Source organism: Candidatus Methylomirabilota bacterium, from assembly GCA_035936835.1.
Taxonomy (GTDB): domain Bacteria; phylum Methylomirabilota; class Methylomirabilia; order Rokubacteriales; family CSP1-6; genus AR37.
Map to the genome: position 1 here is coordinate 1 of DASYVT010000196.1, position 16936 is coordinate 16936.

Below are 16936 nucleotides of genomic sequence, written 5' to 3' on the forward strand. Positions count from 1 at the left end.
GACGCTGAGCGTCGACGCGTCGGCCACCATCATCTGCGGCGCCGCGCGCTCCATCACGCGCTCCACTTCCTGCTCGGTCAATCGCCAGTTGATGGGATAGGCGATGATGCCCTGGCGCGCGCAGGCGCCGTACAGCTCGAGATACGCGGGATGGTTCTGCGCCAGGATGCAGATACGCTCGCCCTTGCCGATGCCCAGGGCCGCCAGGCCCTCGGCGAGCGCGTCGATCCGACGCCTGAATTCTCTGAACGACAGGGGGCGGTCGCCCTGGATGACGGCGGGCGCGTCGCCGTACACGGACGCGCCGCGCGCGATCATGTCGTAGACCGTGAATGCGTGCACACTCATGCCGGGCGGTCAGCCTCCCGTCACTGCCCGACGATGTCCTTCTTCTTGGGCCCGAGGATCGCCAGGAGCTCCTACGACCACCTTGATGGCCTCCAGCCCGCCGAGCCACTCCCTCTCCCTGTCGATGGCTAGCTCAGCCAGCGTTTGCGACGCTTGTAGTGCTTCACGTCCCGGTACGACTTCCGGGCACCCACCTCGGTCAATCCCAGGTAGAACTCCTTGATGTCGGCGTTATCGCGCAGCGAGGTCGCGGGACCGTCGAGCACGATCCGCCCGTTCTCCATGACATAGCCGTGCTGGGCGATGGCGAGGGCAAGGGCGGCGTTCTGCTCGACCAGCAGAACTGTGAGCTGCTCGTCGCGGTTCAGCCGCGCGACGATCTCGAAGATCTCCTCGACGAGCATGGGCGCGAGGCCCAGCGACGGCTCGTCGAGCAGAATGACGCGAGGATCGGACATCAGCGCGCGCCCGATGACGAGCATCTGCTGCTCGCCCCCCGAGAGATAGCCGGCCTGGACCGAGCGGCGGTCCCTGAGCTTCGGAAAGTACTGGTACACGCGCTCGATCCCGCCGGCGACCCGCTGGCGGTCGGATTGGATGTGGGCGCCGACGATGAGGTTCTCCTCAGTGCTCAAATGCTCGAAGACGCGGCGCCCCTCGAAGACCTGCGCCACGCCGCGCTTGACCATGTCGTAGGCCGGCACGCGGTCGATCCGCTCGCCGTTGAGCTCGATCGAGCCCTTGGTCACCTCCCCGCGCTCGGTTCGAAGGACCCCAGAGATAGCCTTGAGCGTGGTGGTCTTCCCGGCGCCGTTGGCGCCGAGGAGCGTCGTGATGCCCCCGTCACGCACTTCGAGCGACACCCCCTTGAGCACGAGGATGACGTTGTCGTAGACGACCTCGACGTTGTTGAGCGTCAGCATATCGGTCTCGGATCGGAGGGGGCGAGATGCCCCCTCCGATGCCTCTCTCCCGTTCTCGCGGCTGGCCTCTCGCCGCGCGCCGTCGCGGCTCTTACTTGGCGGCGGCCGCCTTGATGTGCTTGGCCACGACGTCGGTATACGCCGAGTACCACTCGGTGACCTTCACAAACTTGCCGCCCTTCACCTGCCAGATTTGGACGAGCCCGCCGCCCTCGTGGTCGGTCGGCGTGATCTTGAGCGGCGGCACGAGCCCGCCGAGGGTGAAGCCGGAGATCTTCTCGAAGCCGGCCTTCGTATCGACCCCGGTGATCTTCCCGTCCGGTTTGGCCTTGAGCGCGTTGCGGATGGCTTCCACGTGCAGCGCGGCAATGAGCACGCCGCGATTGTAGAAGACGGTGGAGGCCATCTCCTTCGGCGCCGGCTTGCCCTCCTTCTTGTACATCTCTCGGATCTCGTTCAGCACCGGGTAGTCGGTTCCGACACCTGCGAACTGCATCGTGTAGTACCCCTCGGCCGCGGCGAAGCCGCCGGCGGCGTCGATGTTCGCCTCCGCCGAGCCCCACACGAACGACACGACTTTGTTCAGCGGGTAGCCCACGCGCTTGAACTCCTTGATCGACACCGCGGGGGCGCCGCCGAAGAGATGCGCGATCACGGCGTCCGCGCGGTAGCGCTGGGCGATGTCGAGCACCTGGGCGCCCATCTCCACCCCCGGGGGCGGCACGGCGAAGATCTTGAGCTGGAAGCCTTCCAGGGTCGCAAGGTCCTCGAGCACCTCGATCGGCTCGCGCCCGGCGGGGTTGTCATAGAAGATGAATGCGATCTTCTTTCCCTTGAGGCTCCCGCCCATCATCTGCTTCTTCACAAAGTCCACCGCCGCCGCGCCCTGCGACCAGTAGGTGGCGGCGATGGGGAAGATGTAGGGATATCGGATGCCGTCGGCGGCGGCGGCGCTGCCGAAGCCCGGCGACGTGCCGGGGATCCGGTCCTCGGTCAGCTTGGCGGCGAGAGCGTAGATCTGGGGCGTGCCGTAAACGGCCATGGTCACCGCGCCCTCCTTCTTGTGGCGCTCGTATGACTCAACGGCCGGGGGCACCTTGTACTCGTGGTCGATCTCGAGGGCCTTGATTTTCCGGCCCTCGACCCCGCCCTTGGAGTTCACGAGGGCGATGTAGTCGTGGAAGCCGGGGCACAGGACGGTCCCCACGATCTGTGTGGCTCCCGTCCGGTCGCACTGCACGCCGATGACGATCTCCTGGCCTGCCGCCGGCGAGGCGCCCCCAAGGGCCCCCATCGAACCGATCACCACCATCAACAGAACGATCAGGCTGCGTCGCATGAGCTTCTCCTTTCCTCGCGTACCTCAGTACGCGAACGGCCAGATGCGGAAGTAGTTCCGGATGTTCCGCCACAAGCGATTCAGCCCGTCCGGCTCCACGACCAGGAAGAAGATGATCAGGGCGCCGAACAGCATGAGGCGGAGGTTGGGGATGAGGTTCAGCACGGTCTGCGGAGCGAAGAACAGGCCACCGAAGGACTCCATGGTGAGACGGATGACGATGGGCAGCAGGGTGATGAATATGGCACCGAAAATCGAGCCCAGGACGGAGCCGAGCCCTCCGACGATGATCATGGCCAGGTAGTCGATGGACACGCCGATCTGGAACTGCTCGTAGTTGGCGATGCCGAGGAAGTAGGTGTAGAGCACGCCGGTCACGCCGGCGTAGAACGACGAGACGGCGAAGGCCAAAAGCTTGTAGCGGAAGATGTCGATGCCGATGATCTCGGCGGCGATGTCCTGGTCGCGGATGGCGATGAAGGCGCGCCCCACGCGACTGCGCACGAGATTCATGGTTCCCACGATGGCGAGGACCACGAAGACGAGCAGGAAGTAGTACATATCGCGCTGGCTGGAGAGCACCATCGAGCCCAGGCGCGGCCGCGGGACGGAGATGGAGGCCTGCACCCCGCCGCTGATGAACGTCACGTGGTTGATGGTCCACTCGATGATGAGCTGGCCCGCGAGGGTCGCGATGGCCAGGTAGAGACCTTTGATGCGGAGGGAGGGGATGCCGACCACGGCTCCCACTGCCGCCGCCATGAGCCCGCCCGCGAGGAGGTTGACGGGCCATGGGGAGTCGAGGCGCGTGGCGAGGTTCGCCGCGGTGTAGGCGCCGACCGACATGAACGCCCCGTGGCCGATCGAGATCTGCCCCGTGTAGCCCACCAGGATGTTGAGGCCGAGCGCGCCGATGACGGCGATCCAGACGAGGTTGGCCACGGACAGGTAGTACTCGTGCAGCGCCAGCGGGATGACCGCGAAGAAGAGCACGGCGAGGACGGCCACCGTCCACCGGGCGATGGGCAGCGGGTAGAACGCCATGTCCGCCTCGTAGCTGGTCTTGAGGACTCCGCACTCACGATGGATCACGGCTCACACCCTCTCGATAATGCGCTTGCCGAAGATGCCGTACGGCCTGACCATCAGCGCAACGATCATGAGGACGTACGGGATGAAGTCCTTGGTTCCGCCGCCCACGTACGGGTCCACGTAGCCGGCGGCGATGTTCTCGACGATGCCCACGATGAGGCCGCCGACGATCGCGCCGGGGATGGAGTCGAGCCCTCCCAGGATCACCACCGGGAACACCTTGAAGCCCACCAGGGAGAGGTTCACGTCGACCCCCAGCAGGTTACCCCAGATAATGCCGCCCAGGGCGGATACCATTCCCGTCATCGCCCACGCCAGGCCGAAGTAGCGCTCGACGTTGATGCCCATGGCCATGGCCACCTGCTGATTGTCGGCGACCGCGCGCATGGCGATGCCTTTCCGGGACTTCATAAAGAACCAGCCGAACGCGGATAGAAACGTGAGACTCACCGCCGCGCCGAGCAGCTGGATCGGCGGGATGAAGAGCGGGCCGACGATGAACGGCGCCTCGCGGATGGGCAGCGGCAGCGTTTTGGTCCCGGCGCCGAGGGTGGACGGGCCGATACCGCGCAGGATGGAGGCGAGCCCGATGGTGGCCATGACCACGGCCACGACCGGGCGACCGATCAGCCGGCGCAGGACCACCCGCTCCAGCGCGAAGCCGAAGGCGACCATGCTCGCGAGGCCGAGGGAGATGGCCAGCCAGAGCGGCATCCCGCCCGCGGCGAGGCCCCCCGCGACCACCAGCGCCGCGATCATCACGAACTCGCCCTGGGCGAAATTGATGGCGTCGGTCGCCTTGTAGACGAGCACGAAGCCCAGCGCGATGAGCGCGTACATCAGCCCGACGAGGACCCCGTTGGAGAGCAGGAGCAGAAAGAAGCCGAAGTCGTCAGACACGAGCGGGAACTTTCTCGACGTCCTCGAGCCGGACGCGCGAGTGGATGGTTGCCTGCCGGCCGTCCTCGTACGTCACGACCGTGGAAAGCTCCACCTCGTCCTTGCCCGAGTAGAGCGCGTCGGTCACGGCGGCGTACTTCTCGGCGATGAAGCTGCGTCGGAGCTTGCGGGTGCGGGTCATCTCCGCGTCATCGGCCTCGAGGTCCTTGGTCAGCAGCAGGAACCGCCGCACCTTGGTCGAGTCCGGCAGCGTCGCATTGCCCTTCAGCAGCTCCTCGCGGATGAGCTCCCGCACCTCCGGCTTCTGCGAGAGATCCATGTAGCTCGTGTACGGCACGCGGTGCCGCTCGGCCCAGTTGCCGACCGTGTTCGAGTCGATGGCGATCATGGCACACACGGAAGGCCGCCCGTCGCCGAAGGCGACAGCCTCCCGGACGTACGGGCTGAACTTGAGCTTGTTCTCGATGAACTGGGGCGCGAAGGGCGTGCCGTCCGCCATGGCTCCCACGTCCTTGGCGCGGTCAATGATGACGAGGTGCCCGCGCGGATCGACGAACCCGGCGTCGCCCGAACGGAACCAGCCGTCGGCATCGATGACCTCTCGCGTGGCGTCGGGCGACTTGAAGTAGCCCTTGAACACCCCGGCGCCCCGGATCAGCACCTCGCCCTTGTCACCGATCTTGACCTCGATTCCCGGGCACGGCTTGCCGACCGTGGTCGGGTTGGCCTCGCTGTCGGGCTGGATGGAGACAAGCGCGGAGACCTCTGTCGAGCCGTAGACCTGCTTGAGGTTGACGCCGAAGGCCCGGAAGAAGCGGAACGTCTCGGGCCCGAGCGGCGCGCCGCCCGTATAGCACCAGCGCGCGCGACGCAGGCCAAGCTGGTCGCGGATCGGCCGGTACACGAAGAACTCGCCGAGCGCGCAGAGCAGGCGCAGCCCCGCCGGCACCGGGTTGCCGTCGGAGCGGAGGATCTCGGCCCGCTCGGCCACGGCGCGGGAGCGCTCGAACACCCAGCGCTTGAGCGGCGTGGCGTCGGCCGACCGGAGCTGCACGGAGGTCAGCATGTTCTCCCAGATGCGCGGAGGCGCCAGGAGCGTCGTGGGCCCGAGCTCGCGCAGGTCGCGCTGGACCGTTTCCGGGCTCTCAGGGCAATTGCAGCAGAAGCCGACCGCCAGGCTCAGCACGAGCGAGTAGATGGCGTCGCCGACCCAGGCCATGGGCAGGTACGACAGCCACTCGTCATCGGGCCGGACGTCTTCGGCGCGCATGAAGATCCGTGCCGTCTCGACGGCGTTGGCGTGGGTCAGCATCGCGCCCTTGGGGTTGCCAGTCGTGCCCGAGGTGTACGCGATCATGGCGACGTCGTCGGGCCGGCCCGCGTCCACTTCCCGCTCGAAGTAGCCCGGATGCGCCTTCTCGAACTCCCGTCCCAGCGCCTCCACGTCGGGGAAGGCCTTGAGCCAATCATGCCGATAGTGGCCCATGCCCCGCGGGTCGTCGAAGATCACGAGGCGGAGGGCGGGCAGCTGGTCTTTGAGTCCAAGAATCTTGTCCACCTGCTCCTGGTCCTCGGCGACGATGACGGACACCTCCGCGTGCTGCCAGACGTAGGCGAGCTCGCCCGCGATCGAGTCCTGGTACACGGGCACCGACACGCCGCCCAGCGCCTGCGCCGCCACCTGCGCCCAGTAGAGCCGCGGCCGGTTGTCGCCGATGACGGAGAGCTTCTCGCCGCGCTTGAAGCCGAGGGCCGCCAGGCCATGGGCAAAGTCGCGCACGTTGCTGTGATACTCGCTCCACGTATACGTCTGCCAGATCCCGCGGTCCTTTTCCCGGATGGCGGGGCGATCGCGGAAGTCTCGAGCGTTGCGCTGCAGCAGCATCGGGAGCGTCACGGGCTCAGCCACGGTCGGCCTCCTCGCGCACTTTCGTGTCGCCGAGATAGGCCTTGATGACGCGCGGGTTGGCCTTGACCTCGTCCGGCGTGCCCTCGGCGATCTTCTGACCCATATCGAGCACCGCGACGCGGTCCGAGATGTCCATCACCACCCCCATGTCGTGCTCGATCAGGATGATGGTCGTGCCCCATTCCTGGTTGACGTCGAGCACGAATCGCGCCATGTCTTCCTTCTCCTCGTGGTTGCAGCCGCCCATGGGCTCATCCAGGAGCAGGAGCTTGGGCTCGAGCGCGAGCGCGCGCCCCAGCTCCACGCGCTTCTGGAGCCCGTAGGCGAGGGACCCGGTCGGCTGCCGGCGCAGGTCCTGGATCTTCAGGAAGTCGATGATGTCCTCCACGCGCCGCCGGTGGGCGACCTCCTCCTTCTGGGCCAGCCCCCAGTAGACGAAGGACGCGAGCACGCCCGACTTCATGCGGACGTGCCGCCCGAGCATGAGGTTGTCGAGCACCGTCATGCCCCGGAACAGCGCGATGTTCTGGAAGGTGCGCGCCACGCCCAGCTCTGCGACGCGGCTGGGCTTGAGGTGCGTCAGGTCGGCGCCGTCCAGCAGGATGCGCCCCACGTCGGGATGGTAGAACCCGCTGATCATGTTGAGCAGCGTGGTCTTGCCGGCGCCATTGGGCCCGATGATGGAGAGGATCTCACCCTGCCGCACGTCCAGGCTCACGCGGGCTACGGCCTGGACGCCGCCAAACGCCTTGGACACCTCGCTGATCTCGAGCTGGTTGCTCACGACAGCCACCGCTTCCGGCGCTTGTAGTGCTTGACGTCGCGGTAGCTCTTGCGCTGGCCGACGCCCGAGAGCCCGAGGTAGAACTCCTTGATGTCCTCGTTCTCGCTGATCGCCTTGCGGTCGCCGTCGAGGACCACCCGGCCGTTCTCCATGACGTAGGCGTAGTCCGCAAAGCGGAGCGCCATGGAGACGTTCTGCTCGGCCAGGAGCACCGATACGCCCTCCTCCCGGTTCAACCGGCTGACGATGTCGAAGATCTCCTGCACGAGCATGGGCGCCAGGCCCATCGACGGCTCGTCCAGCAGCATGAGCTTCGGACGCGCCATGAGGGCCCGTCCGATGGCCACCATCTGCTGCTCGCCGCCGGAGACATACCCGGAGCGGACGCCCCGCCGCTCCCGCAGGCGCGGGAAGTACGTGTACACCAAATCCAGGTCACGCCTGATCGCACGGCCATCGGCTTGGGTGTAGGCGCCGGTGAGCAGGTTCTCGTCCACGGTCAGATGCTCGAAGACGTGACGCCCCTCCATGACCTGCACGATGCCGCGCCGCACCACCTCGGAGGGGTCCTTCCGCCTGATGCTCTCGCCCATGAACTCGATACTCCCCTTGGTCACGTCGCCACGCTCCGTCCGGAGCAGGCCCGAGATGGCCTTGAGCGTGGTGCTCTTGCCGGCGCCGTTGGCCCCGAGGAGGGCGACGATGCCCCCATCGGGGACGGCGAGCGACACGCCCTTCAACACGAGGATCACGTGATCGTAGATCACCTCGATGTTGTTCACCGCCAGCAGCGGCGAGGGCGTGTCGCTCACGGCGCCGTATCCTCCCACCACCGCGCTACTTCTCCTTCGAGCAGTCGCGCTGCGTGTAGTTGAGCTTCTTGCCTTCCTCGATGGCGGCCTGCTCGACCTTCGGGCGGACGACGTCGCGCATCGGCGCGAGCCACTCCGAGACGACCTGCCACTTCTGGCCGTTCCACTGCTGGATCAGCACGGGGCCATTGCCCTCGTGGTCCTCGCAGGAGACCTTGATCGGCCTCGTGAAGCCCTTCATGCCGAGCTGGTCGAGCCGCTGCTCCGTCAGGTTGAAGTTCTCGAACCCCCACCGGACCTGCTCGCCCGTGAGCACCTTGTTGCCGTACTTGCCCATCGCGGTGCGGATCGCCTCGACGGAGAACATCGCGTTGGCGACGCCGCGGTTGTAGAGCGGCGCGCCCATGTCCTCCTTCTTCCCGGCGCCCTTGCCCTTGTCATAGACGTGCTTGACGATGTCCTGGAAGACCCTGAAGTTGGTGCCCGGATGATGGAATGTCGCGCCCTTGTAGGCCTTGGCACCCTCGCCGGCGGGGACGACGTCGGAGTCGTTGGCCGACCACCAGTTGCCGATGAGGTGGTCCATCCTGAAGCCGGTGGACGCGGCTTCCTTGACCGCGACCTGATTCATCACGCCCCAGCCCGACAGGAAGATCCAGTCGGGATTGAGCCGGCGGACCTGGAGCCACGTCGCCTTCTGCTCCTGACCGGGATGGTCCACGGCAAGCAGCGTCAGCTCGAAGGTGTACTTCTTGGCCAGTTCCTCGAGCGTCGGGTTGGCTTCCTTGCCGTAGGGGCTGTTGTGATAGATGTGGGCGATCTTCTTGCCCTTGAGCTTGTCGAGCCCGCCCTCCTGCTGGCCGATGTAGCGGATGACGGCGGACGCCTGGCTCCAGTAAGTCGTCGGGAAGCTGAAGACCCAGGGGAACCAGCGCCCATCGGCCGCGGCGGTCATCCCGTAGCCCATGGAGAAGACGACGACCTTGTCCACCGCGGCCTTGGGGATCAGCTGGTAGGTGATGCCCGTGCTGTACGGGTTGACCAGCACCGGGTTCTTTGCCTTCAGCCGCTCGTAGCACTCGACGCCCTGCTTGGTGTCGTACTGGGTCTCGCACTCCTCCCAGACGAGCTTGACGCCGTTGATGCCGCCATCCCGCTCGTTGACCAGCGTGAAGTAATCCACGAACCCATTCGCGATCGGGATCCCGCTCGGCGCATACGGACCAGTCCGGTAGACTAGCAGCGGAACGAAAATACCCTGCGCCTGCTGCGCGGGCACGACGGAGGCTAAGGGCCCGAGCATGACCGCCAGGGCCAGCAGGCCGATCAACGCCATTCTTCCTCTCGTCATAGTTACGCTCCTTTGCGCTAGTGGGGAAACGGCCACAACCGAAGCTTCTCCTTCGTGATCTGCCACAGCCGCGCGAGCCCGTTCGGCTCGACGATCAGGAAGAAGATGATCAAAGCGCCGAAGACCATCAGCTCCATCTGCTTTTGCAGGGCCACCGGCAGCGACAGCCCGATCAGGTGGGGAACATTGGTCAGGAAGATCGGGACGAGCACAATGAAGCCCGCGCCAAGGAACGACCCGAGCACGCTCCCTAAGCCCCCGATGATGACCATGAACAGCACCAGGAACGACAAGTTGATGTCGAAGGCGAGCGTCTCGGCGCTGCCGAGGTACAGGAACACGAACTCGGCGCCGGCCACGCCGCAGTAGAACGAGCTGATGGCGAAAGCCAGCAGCTTGGTGCGCAGGGGACGCACGCCGATGATCTCGGCGGCGATGTCCCGGTCGCGAATGGCCATCCACGACCGCCCCACCCGCCCGCGCACCAGATTCTTGGCGATGAGGGCGAACACTGCGACGAGACCGAGCGCCACCACGTACCGCGCCCCGGCCGTCGACTGGGGTCCGGTGACCATGACCCCGAGCACGGTGCGCGTCGGCGCGGTGATGGTGCCGGACGAGGCGTAGTTCACGAACCACGGCACCTTGTTGAAGAGCCAGATGAGGAAAAACTGGGCCGCAAGCGTCGCCACTGCTAGATAGAAGCCCTTGATTCGAAGGCTGGGCACGCCGAACACGACGCCCACGAGGGCGGCGATGAGGCCTGAGAGGAGGAAGACAACGATGATATTGAGCCCGGGGAAGCTGGTCGAAAACTTGAACGCCGAGTAGGCGCCGACGGCCATGAATCCGCCCGTGCCCAGCGACACCTGCCCCGCGTATCCCGTGAGGAGGTTCAGCCCCAGCGCCGCCAAGGCGTAGATGAGAAACGGGATGAGAACGGCCTGCAGCCAGTAGTCGTTCGCGGCGAGCGGTGGCACCAGGAACGCCGCGGCGACCACCAGCAGGACAAAGATCCTATCCTGCACGACCGGGAAGATGGCCTGGTCGCTGGCGTAGCTGCTCTTGAACTGTCCGGTCTCCCTGTAGATCACGCGCCGACCCTCTCCCGATTTCTAGAGCGATGAGAAGGGTCCAGATGCGAGGCGCCGCCCGAGGGCCGCACGCGAGGCGTACTCTCTGTACGTTGAGCGTGCGGCCGAGGGCGGCAACGAAGCAGATGGGCCGTTATCATCGCTCTATACGCGCTCTATGATCTTCTCGCCAAACAACCCTTGGGGCCGGAACAGCAGGAAGGTCAGCGCCAGGACGTACGCGAACCAGTTCTCGATGGCCCCGCCGACGAGCGGACCCCAGTACACCTCGCCGAGCTTCTCTCCCACGCCGATGATGAGGCCGCCGACGATGGCGCCGGGCACCGATGTGAAGCCGCCCAGGATGAGGACGGGCAGCGATTTGAGCGCGATCAGCGACAGGCTGAACTGCACGCCGCTCTTGGCGCCCCACATGATCCCCGCCACGATGGCTACCAGGCCGGCCACCGACCAGACGACGACCCAGATGGTCTTGAGCGGGATGCCGATGCTGAGCGCCGCCTCGTGATCGTCGGCCACCGCCCGGAGCGCCCGGCCTATCTTGGTCCGCTGGAAGAGGACGGCCAGGATCGCCACCAGGACGGCCGCGGTCAGCGCCGCGGTCAGCTCCAGCCGGTTCATCTGCACCCCGCGCACGATGAACGAGGTGTCGGGGATCCCGACGTCGAGCTTCTTGACGTTGGCGCCCCAGACCATCTCGCCGAAACCCTCGAGGAAGAAGTTGAGCCCGATGGTCGCCATGAACAGGATGATGGGCTCTTGGTTGACCAGCGGCCGCAGCACCACGCGCTCGATGGCGAACGCCAGGGCGATCATGGTCAGCGCCGTCAGCGCGAGAGCGGCCGGCACCGGCACTCCGCGCTCCATCAGGCCGACCAGCGTGAGCGCCGAGAAGAGCACCATGACTCCCTGGGCGAAGTTGAACACGCCCGAGGCCTTGAAGATCAGGACGAATCCCAGAGCGACGAGAGAATACATGAGGCCCGCAGCGATGCCGCCGACGAGCACCTCGACGAGAAACGTGACGTTGCCCGCCATGTCGGCGAACGGCGCGAAGAACACCGCCCGGAGGAGGTCAACCATGGGCGACCCCCCCATGATCCACTCCCCCATGGGCGACCCCCCCATGGTCCACCCCAAGATAGGCGTCGATCACGACCTGGTCTTTCCGCACGACCTCGGGCGGGCCGTCGGCGATCTTCCGGCCGTAGTCCAGCGCCACGACCCGGTCGGAGATGTCCATCACCACGCTCATGTCGTGCTCGATCAGGGCGATGGTCGTGCCGAACTCGTCGTGGACGTCGAGGATGAAGCGGGACATGTCCTCCTTCTCCTCGACGTTCATCCCGGCCATCGGCTCGTCCAGCAGGAGGAGCTGCGGCTCGGCGGCCAGCGCGCGGGCCAGCTCCACCCGCTTCTGGAGGCCGTAGGGCAGCCGGCCGGCTGGCGTCTTGCGGATGGCCTGGATCTCCAGAAAGTCTATGACGCGCTCGGCGGCGGCCCGGTGCTCGAGCTCCTGCCGCCTGGCAGGCCCCCAGTAGATAGCGTCCAGGAGGAAGTGTCCGCGCATCTTGAGCAGCCGGCCGGTCATGATGTTGTCCAGCACGGTCATGCTTTTGAACAGGGCGACGTTCTGGAACGTCCGGGCGACGCCGAGGGCGGCCACGTCGTAGGGCTTGAGCTGGGTCCTGTCCTTGCCCTCGAACAGGATCCGCCCCTTCTGGGGATGGTAGAAGCCGCTGATGACGTTGATCAGGGTGGTCTTCCCCGCCCCGTTCGGGCCGATGATCGCGACGATCTCTCCTCGGTAGACGTCCACACTCACGTCGGAGAGCGCCTGCACCGCCCCGAACCGCACGGTGATGTCGTCGACCCGGAGTAGAGGCTCCCAGCGTGGGGCGCCTGCAGCGCCTGCTCCCGGGATCGGTCGCTCAGCGAGGGTCACCGGCATCTAGACCCCTTCCACGTCCATGATCCGCACCTGACGCTCCATGTCCGACGTCCTGCCGTCTTCGTAGGTCACCGTGACCTTCACGGCGACGCTCGCGGCCTTGGGGTCATAGAGAGCGGCAATGATGGGCGCATACCTCTCATTGATGAACCCGCGACGGAGCTTCCGGGTTCTCGTGATCTCGGCATCGTCGGGGTCCAGCTCCTTGTGCAGGATGGCGAAGCGCGTGACGCGCTGCGACGGAGCCAGGGTCTGGTTGGTCCGGCGGATCTCCTCGTGGAGCAGGTCGTAGGTGGCCGGGTTCTGGGCGAGGTCGGTGTAGCCCGAGTAGCCGATGCCGCGCCGCTCGGCCCAGTTCCCGACAACCTCCATGTCGATGTTGACCATCACGGCGACGTAGGGCCGCTCATTGCCCACCGCTACGGCCTCCTTGATGTAGACGCTGAACTTGAGCTTGTTCTCGATGTACTGGGGGGCGAAGACCGTGCCGTCGTGGAGGGTGGCCACGTCCTTGACGCGGTCGATGATGACCAGCTGCCCGTCCGGGTCGAAAAGGCCCGCGTCGCCGGTGTGGAGCCAGCCGTCCTTGAGCGCGGCGGCGGTCTGCTCGGGGCTCTTGTAGTAGCCCGAGAAGAGGCCCGCGGTGCGGATGAGCACCTCGCCCCGCTCGGAGAGCGTGATCTCGACGCCTGGGATGGGCGGCCCGACGGTCTCGAGCTTGACGTGGCCGTCACGGTGCAAGGTCGCCGGGGCGCAGCACTCGGTGGCGCCGTAGAGCTGCTTGAGGTTGACGCCGATGGCGCGGAAGAACTGCATCATCTCCGGCCCGAGGGCGGCGCCGCCCGTGATCGCCGCGCGGATGCGGCGGAAGCCCAGCTGGTCGCGGAGCGGGTCGAAGACGAGCCACCGCCCGAGGGAGCACAGCGCGCGGAGCCCCACGGACACGGGCTTGCCCTCGAGCTCGAGCTTGGCCTTGCGCATGCCGCGCGGAAGGAAGAACTTCGTCAGCCGGAGCTGGAGCCAGTTGGCATCCTCGATGCGCACCTGGGCCTGAGAGAGAATGTTTTCCCAAATGCGAGGCGGCGCGAATGTCATGGTGGGGCCGATCTCCCGGAAGTCGTGCCGGACCGTCGAGGCGTCCTCAGGGCAATTGACCGTGCAGCCGGAGAGAAAGGCCACCGCCAGCGAGAAGAAGCTGTCGCCGATCCAGGCCATCGGCAGGTAGGCCATCACCTCGTCGCGCTCGTCCAGCCGCTCGGCCTGAAGGAAGTTCCTGGCGGTGCTGATGAGCGCCCCGTGGGAGATCATCACGCCCTTAGGAAAGCCGGTCGTCCCCGACGTGTAGTTGATGATGGCGAGATCCAAGGCCTTGCCCTTGGCCACCTCGGCGTCCCAGTACCCAGGGTGCGCGACGGCGAACCCCGCGCCCAGCTCCTGGACCTTGTCGAGGCTCTGGAGGAATGGGTAGTCATAGTGCCGCATGCCCTTCGGGTCGTCGTAGATGACCATCTCGACCGCGGGCAGCTTGTCCTTCATCTCGAGGATCTTGTCCACCTGCTCCTGGTCCTCGCAGACGACCACGCGGGACTCGGAGTGGTCGATGACGTAATGCATCTCCGCGGCGATGGAGTCCTGGTAGATGGGCACTGGCGCCCCGCCCAGGGCCTGGGCCGCCACCATGGTCCAGTAGAGCTGCGGGCGGTTATCGCCGATGACGGCAATCTTGTCGCCGCGGCGGAAGCCCAGGCTGGCCAATCCCAAGGCGATGCGCTGGACGTGGTCCGCGTACTGGCGCCACGTGTAGGCCTGCCAGATGCCGAATTCCTTCTCGCGGATGGCGACGCGGCGATTCCCCCAGCGCTCGGCCTGGGCGAGCAGGAGCTGCGGCAGTGTCTCGGCCGAGGGCTCCATCACACCGTCGTAACGCAATCGGGGCGCAGTCGACCGCGCCCTGCCGCGCGGGTCGCGTGGTTGTACACCGTGCCCTGCCCGCCTACGCCGTTGGAGTGCGTCTCCATACCCCTATCCCAAGCATTCGTCCGGCCGCCGATCTGGAGATCTCGGGAGTGTCGCAGCGCTGAACCTCACGCTGGAGTGGCGAGATTCTAGCCGAGGGTCATGGGCCTGTCAAGCCATTGGCTCGGTAAGACAAGGGTTTACGGCCCCTCTGTTAGGATGAGGGACGCAATGGCGGGATGGCTCATTTGGCTGATTCTGGGGTCCGCCGGCGCGGCAGCCCAGCTCGAGCTGGACTGCGCCGCGCCCGAGCGCGCCCGGGCGCTCATCGACTACGCCCGGCTGTCGGAGATCGAGCAGGTCGAAGACATCCACCGGGACGCGCTCGACAAGGCTCTCGCCCGCTGCCAGGCGGGAGCCGGCCGGGAGGCCTGCCGAACCGGAGAGCGGCGGCAGGCCGGTCTCGAGTGGGAGCGCAAACTGGCGGAGATCAAGGCCAGATACGAGAAGATACACAAGGACTTCGAAGACCGGTGCCGGGCCTCGATCGCGCGGGGCGGCCGAGGGACTACAGAGGCCTCTTAATCAACTTGGCTAGCTCGCCCACCACACCGCGGCGGAAGGTCAGCACACAGACGACGAAGATCAGCCCCTGGACGACCGTCACCCAGGCGCCCAACTGGGCCAGGTAGTGCTCGAGGGTGATCATGATGAAGGCCCCGACGACGGGCCCGAACACCGTGCCGAGTCCTCCCAGAAGCGTCATGAGCACCACCTCGCCCGACATGGTCCAGTGCACGTCGGTCAGCGAGGCCAGCTGGAAGACGATGGCCTTGGTGCCGCCTGCGAGCCCCGCCAGCGTGCCCGAGAGCACGAAGGCCAGGAGCTTGTAGCGCTCGGCGGCGTAGCCCAGAGAGACCGCGCGCGGCTCGTTCTCCCGGATGGCCTTGAGCACCTGCCCGAACGGCGAGTGGATGACCCGGTAGATCACGAGGAAGCCCGCCAGGAAGATCGCCAGCACCACGAAATACATCGTCAGCGTGTGACGCAGGTCGAACACGCCCAGGAACATCCCGCGAGGCACAGCCTGGATGCCGTCTTCCCCATGGGTGAAGGGCGCCTGGACGTAGAAGAAGTAGACCATCTGCGCGAGCGCGAGCGTGATATTGGCGAAGTAGATGCCCTTGCTCCGGATCGCGAGCGCCCCGATCACGACGCCGAGAGCCGCCGCCGCGACGGTGCCCGCCAGGATGGCGAGTTCGGGCGGCCACTCCCAGACCTTGGCCGTGTGCGCAGAGATGTAGCCGGCAGACCCGAGGAAGACGGCGTGGCCGAACGACAGGAGCCCGACGTAGCCGATCAAGAGACCGAACGCGCACGCGAAGAGGCCGAAGCAGAGGGCCTTCATGAGGAAGAGCGGGTAGACGAAGAAGGGCGCCACCACGAGGAGAAGGACCATGACGGCAAAGGCCACGATCTGGTGACTGCCGGACGCGGCGGGCGTCTCGAGGACGGGCGCGGCCGCAACCTCCGGGGCCGTGGCCACGCTACTTGTCCTGCCCGAAGAGGCCCGTGGGCCTGAACAAGAGCACGACAGCCATGATCACGAAGATCACCGTGTTGGAGGCTTCCGGGTAGAAGACCTTGGTCAGCCCCTCGACCACGCCGAGGGTGAAGCCGGTGATGATGGAGCCCATGATGGACCCCAGGCCGCCGATGACGACGACCGCGAAGACGACGATGATCAGGTCGGCGCCCATGAGCGGGTTGACCTGGTAGATGGGCGCCGCCAGCACTCCTGCGACGCCCGCCAGGGCGACCCCGAAGCCGTACGTGAGCGTCACCATGCGCGGCACGTTGACGCCGAAGGCCTGGACCAGCGCCGGGTTCTCGGTGGCGGCCCGCAGGTACGAACCCAGCTTGGTCCGTTCGATGACGTACCACGTCCCGAGGCACAGCCCGAGCGAGAACACGATGACCCAGGCGCGGTAGTTGGGCAGGAACATGAAGCCCAGGTTTCGCCCGCCTGCGAGCTGCGCCGGCATGGCGTACGGCAGTCCCGAGGAGCCGAACTGGTGACGGAACATCCCCTGGATCACGAGGGCGAAGCCGAAGGTCAGCAGGAGGCCGTAGAGATGGTCGAGGTGGTAGAGCCGCCTGATCATGGTCCGCTCGAGGACGATGCCGAAGAAGCCCACGACGATCGGCGCCACGAGAAGCGCCCACCAGTACCCGAGCCCCGACCACTGCAGCAGGAAGTATGCGGCGAACGCGCCCATCATGTACTGGGCGCCGTGTGCGAAGTTGATGATGTTGAGCAGGCCGAAGATGACCGACAGCCCGAGGCTCAGCACGGCGTAGAAGGAGCCGTTGATCAGCCCGATCAGGAGCTGACCGAAGAGCGCCTGGGTGGGTACGCCGAAGACGGTGGACACTATTGGGTGTTGACCGCGCTGGCGGGGGCGTGCGGCTTGGCG

At 66.2% G+C, this 16936-nt stretch carries 16 protein-coding genes; 1 reads left to right on the forward strand and 15 read right to left on the reverse strand.

The genetic code is table 11. The annotated features are described in order from the left end of the window. The 13 genes from VGV06_17435 to VGV06_17495 all read right to left on the reverse strand — a co-directional run. The coding region (locus VGV06_17435) for an AMP-binding protein (GenBank protein ID HEV2056927.1) at positions 1-348 on the reverse strand (348 nt) is incomplete at its 3' end. Positions 349-476: 128 nt separating this feature from the next. Continuing rightward, the gene (locus VGV06_17440) at positions 477-1271 is read right to left on the reverse strand and encodes an ABC transporter ATP-binding protein (protein HEV2056928.1); all 795 of its coding nucleotides are present in this window, start codon (positions 1269-1271) and stop codon (positions 477-479) included. Positions 1272-1362: 91 nt separating this feature from the next. Continuing rightward, positions 1363-2610, reverse strand: a complete 1248-nt coding sequence (locus VGV06_17445; GenBank protein HEV2056929.1) for an ABC transporter substrate-binding protein — start codon at positions 2608-2610, stop codon at positions 1363-1365. A 24-nt stretch (positions 2611-2634) separates the two neighbouring features. Further along, complete coding sequence (locus tag VGV06_17450) at positions 2635-3702, reverse strand: branched-chain amino acid ABC transporter permease (GenBank protein ID HEV2056930.1); 1068 nt, start codon at positions 3700-3702, stop codon at positions 2635-2637. A 3-nt stretch (positions 3703-3705) separates the two neighbouring features. Beyond that, a complete protein-coding gene (locus VGV06_17455) occupies positions 3706-4602 on the reverse strand; it encodes a branched-chain amino acid ABC transporter permease (protein ID HEV2056931.1) in 897 nt (298 codons plus the stop codon). After that, a complete protein-coding gene (locus VGV06_17460; protein ID HEV2056932.1) occupies positions 4595-6487 on the reverse strand; it encodes an AMP-binding protein in 1893 nt (630 codons plus the stop codon). Before VGV06_17460 ends, VGV06_17455 begins: the two co-directional genes overlap by 8 nt. A 16-nt stretch (positions 6488-6503) precedes the next feature. Beyond that, positions 6504-7295, reverse strand: a complete 792-nt coding sequence (locus VGV06_17465) for an ABC transporter ATP-binding protein (protein HEV2056933.1) — start codon at positions 7293-7295, stop codon at positions 6504-6506. Next, positions 7292-8107 (reverse strand): ABC transporter ATP-binding protein, encoded by an 816-nt coding sequence (locus VGV06_17470; GenBank protein HEV2056934.1) that lies wholly within the window; start codon positions 8105-8107, stop codon positions 7292-7294. Before VGV06_17470 ends, VGV06_17465 begins: the two co-directional genes overlap by 4 nt. A 25-nt stretch (positions 8108-8132) precedes the next feature. Next, complete coding sequence (locus VGV06_17475; GenBank protein ID HEV2056935.1) at positions 8133-9443, reverse strand: ABC transporter substrate-binding protein; 1311 nt, start codon at positions 9441-9443, stop codon at positions 8133-8135. A 32-nt stretch (positions 9444-9475) separates the two neighbouring features. Then, entirely contained in the window at positions 9476-10552 is a 1077-nt protein-coding gene (locus tag VGV06_17480; protein ID HEV2056936.1) for a branched-chain amino acid ABC transporter permease, read from the reverse strand. 144 nt (positions 10553-10696) lie between these two features. Continuing rightward, a complete protein-coding gene (locus VGV06_17485) occupies positions 10697-11590 on the reverse strand; it encodes a branched-chain amino acid ABC transporter permease (protein ID HEV2056937.1) in 894 nt (297 codons plus the stop codon). A gap of 37 nt (positions 11591-11627) precedes the next feature. Continuing rightward, on the reverse strand, positions 11628-12503 hold the full coding sequence (locus VGV06_17490; protein HEV2056938.1) for an ABC transporter ATP-binding protein: 876 nt from the start codon (positions 12501-12503) through the stop codon (positions 11628-11630). Further along, complete coding sequence (locus VGV06_17495; protein HEV2056939.1) at positions 12504-14414, reverse strand: AMP-binding protein; 1911 nt, start codon at positions 14412-14414, stop codon at positions 12504-12506. A gap of 276 nt (positions 14415-14690) precedes the next feature. Here VGV06_17495 and VGV06_17500 point away from each other — a divergent pair, with 276 nt between their 5' ends. Further along, positions 14691-15044, forward strand: a complete 354-nt coding sequence (locus VGV06_17500; protein HEV2056940.1) for a hypothetical protein — start codon at positions 14691-14693, stop codon at positions 15042-15044. On the opposite strand, the gene VGV06_17505 is transcribed toward VGV06_17500, so the two are convergent. Together VGV06_17505 and VGV06_17510 are read right to left on the reverse strand one after the other, a co-directional pair. Next, complete coding sequence (locus VGV06_17505; protein HEV2056941.1) at positions 15028-15918, reverse strand: branched-chain amino acid ABC transporter permease; 891 nt, start codon at positions 15916-15918, stop codon at positions 15028-15030. The genes VGV06_17500 and VGV06_17505 overlap by 17 nt on opposite strands. 88 nt (positions 15919-16006) lie before the next feature. Continuing rightward, positions 16007-16894 carry a branched-chain amino acid ABC transporter permease gene (locus tag VGV06_17510; GenBank protein HEV2056942.1) on the reverse strand — a complete coding sequence of 296 codons (888 nt, stop codon included), beginning with the start codon at positions 16892-16894 and terminating at the stop codon, positions 16007-16009. Positions 16895-16936 lie beyond the last annotated feature (42 nt).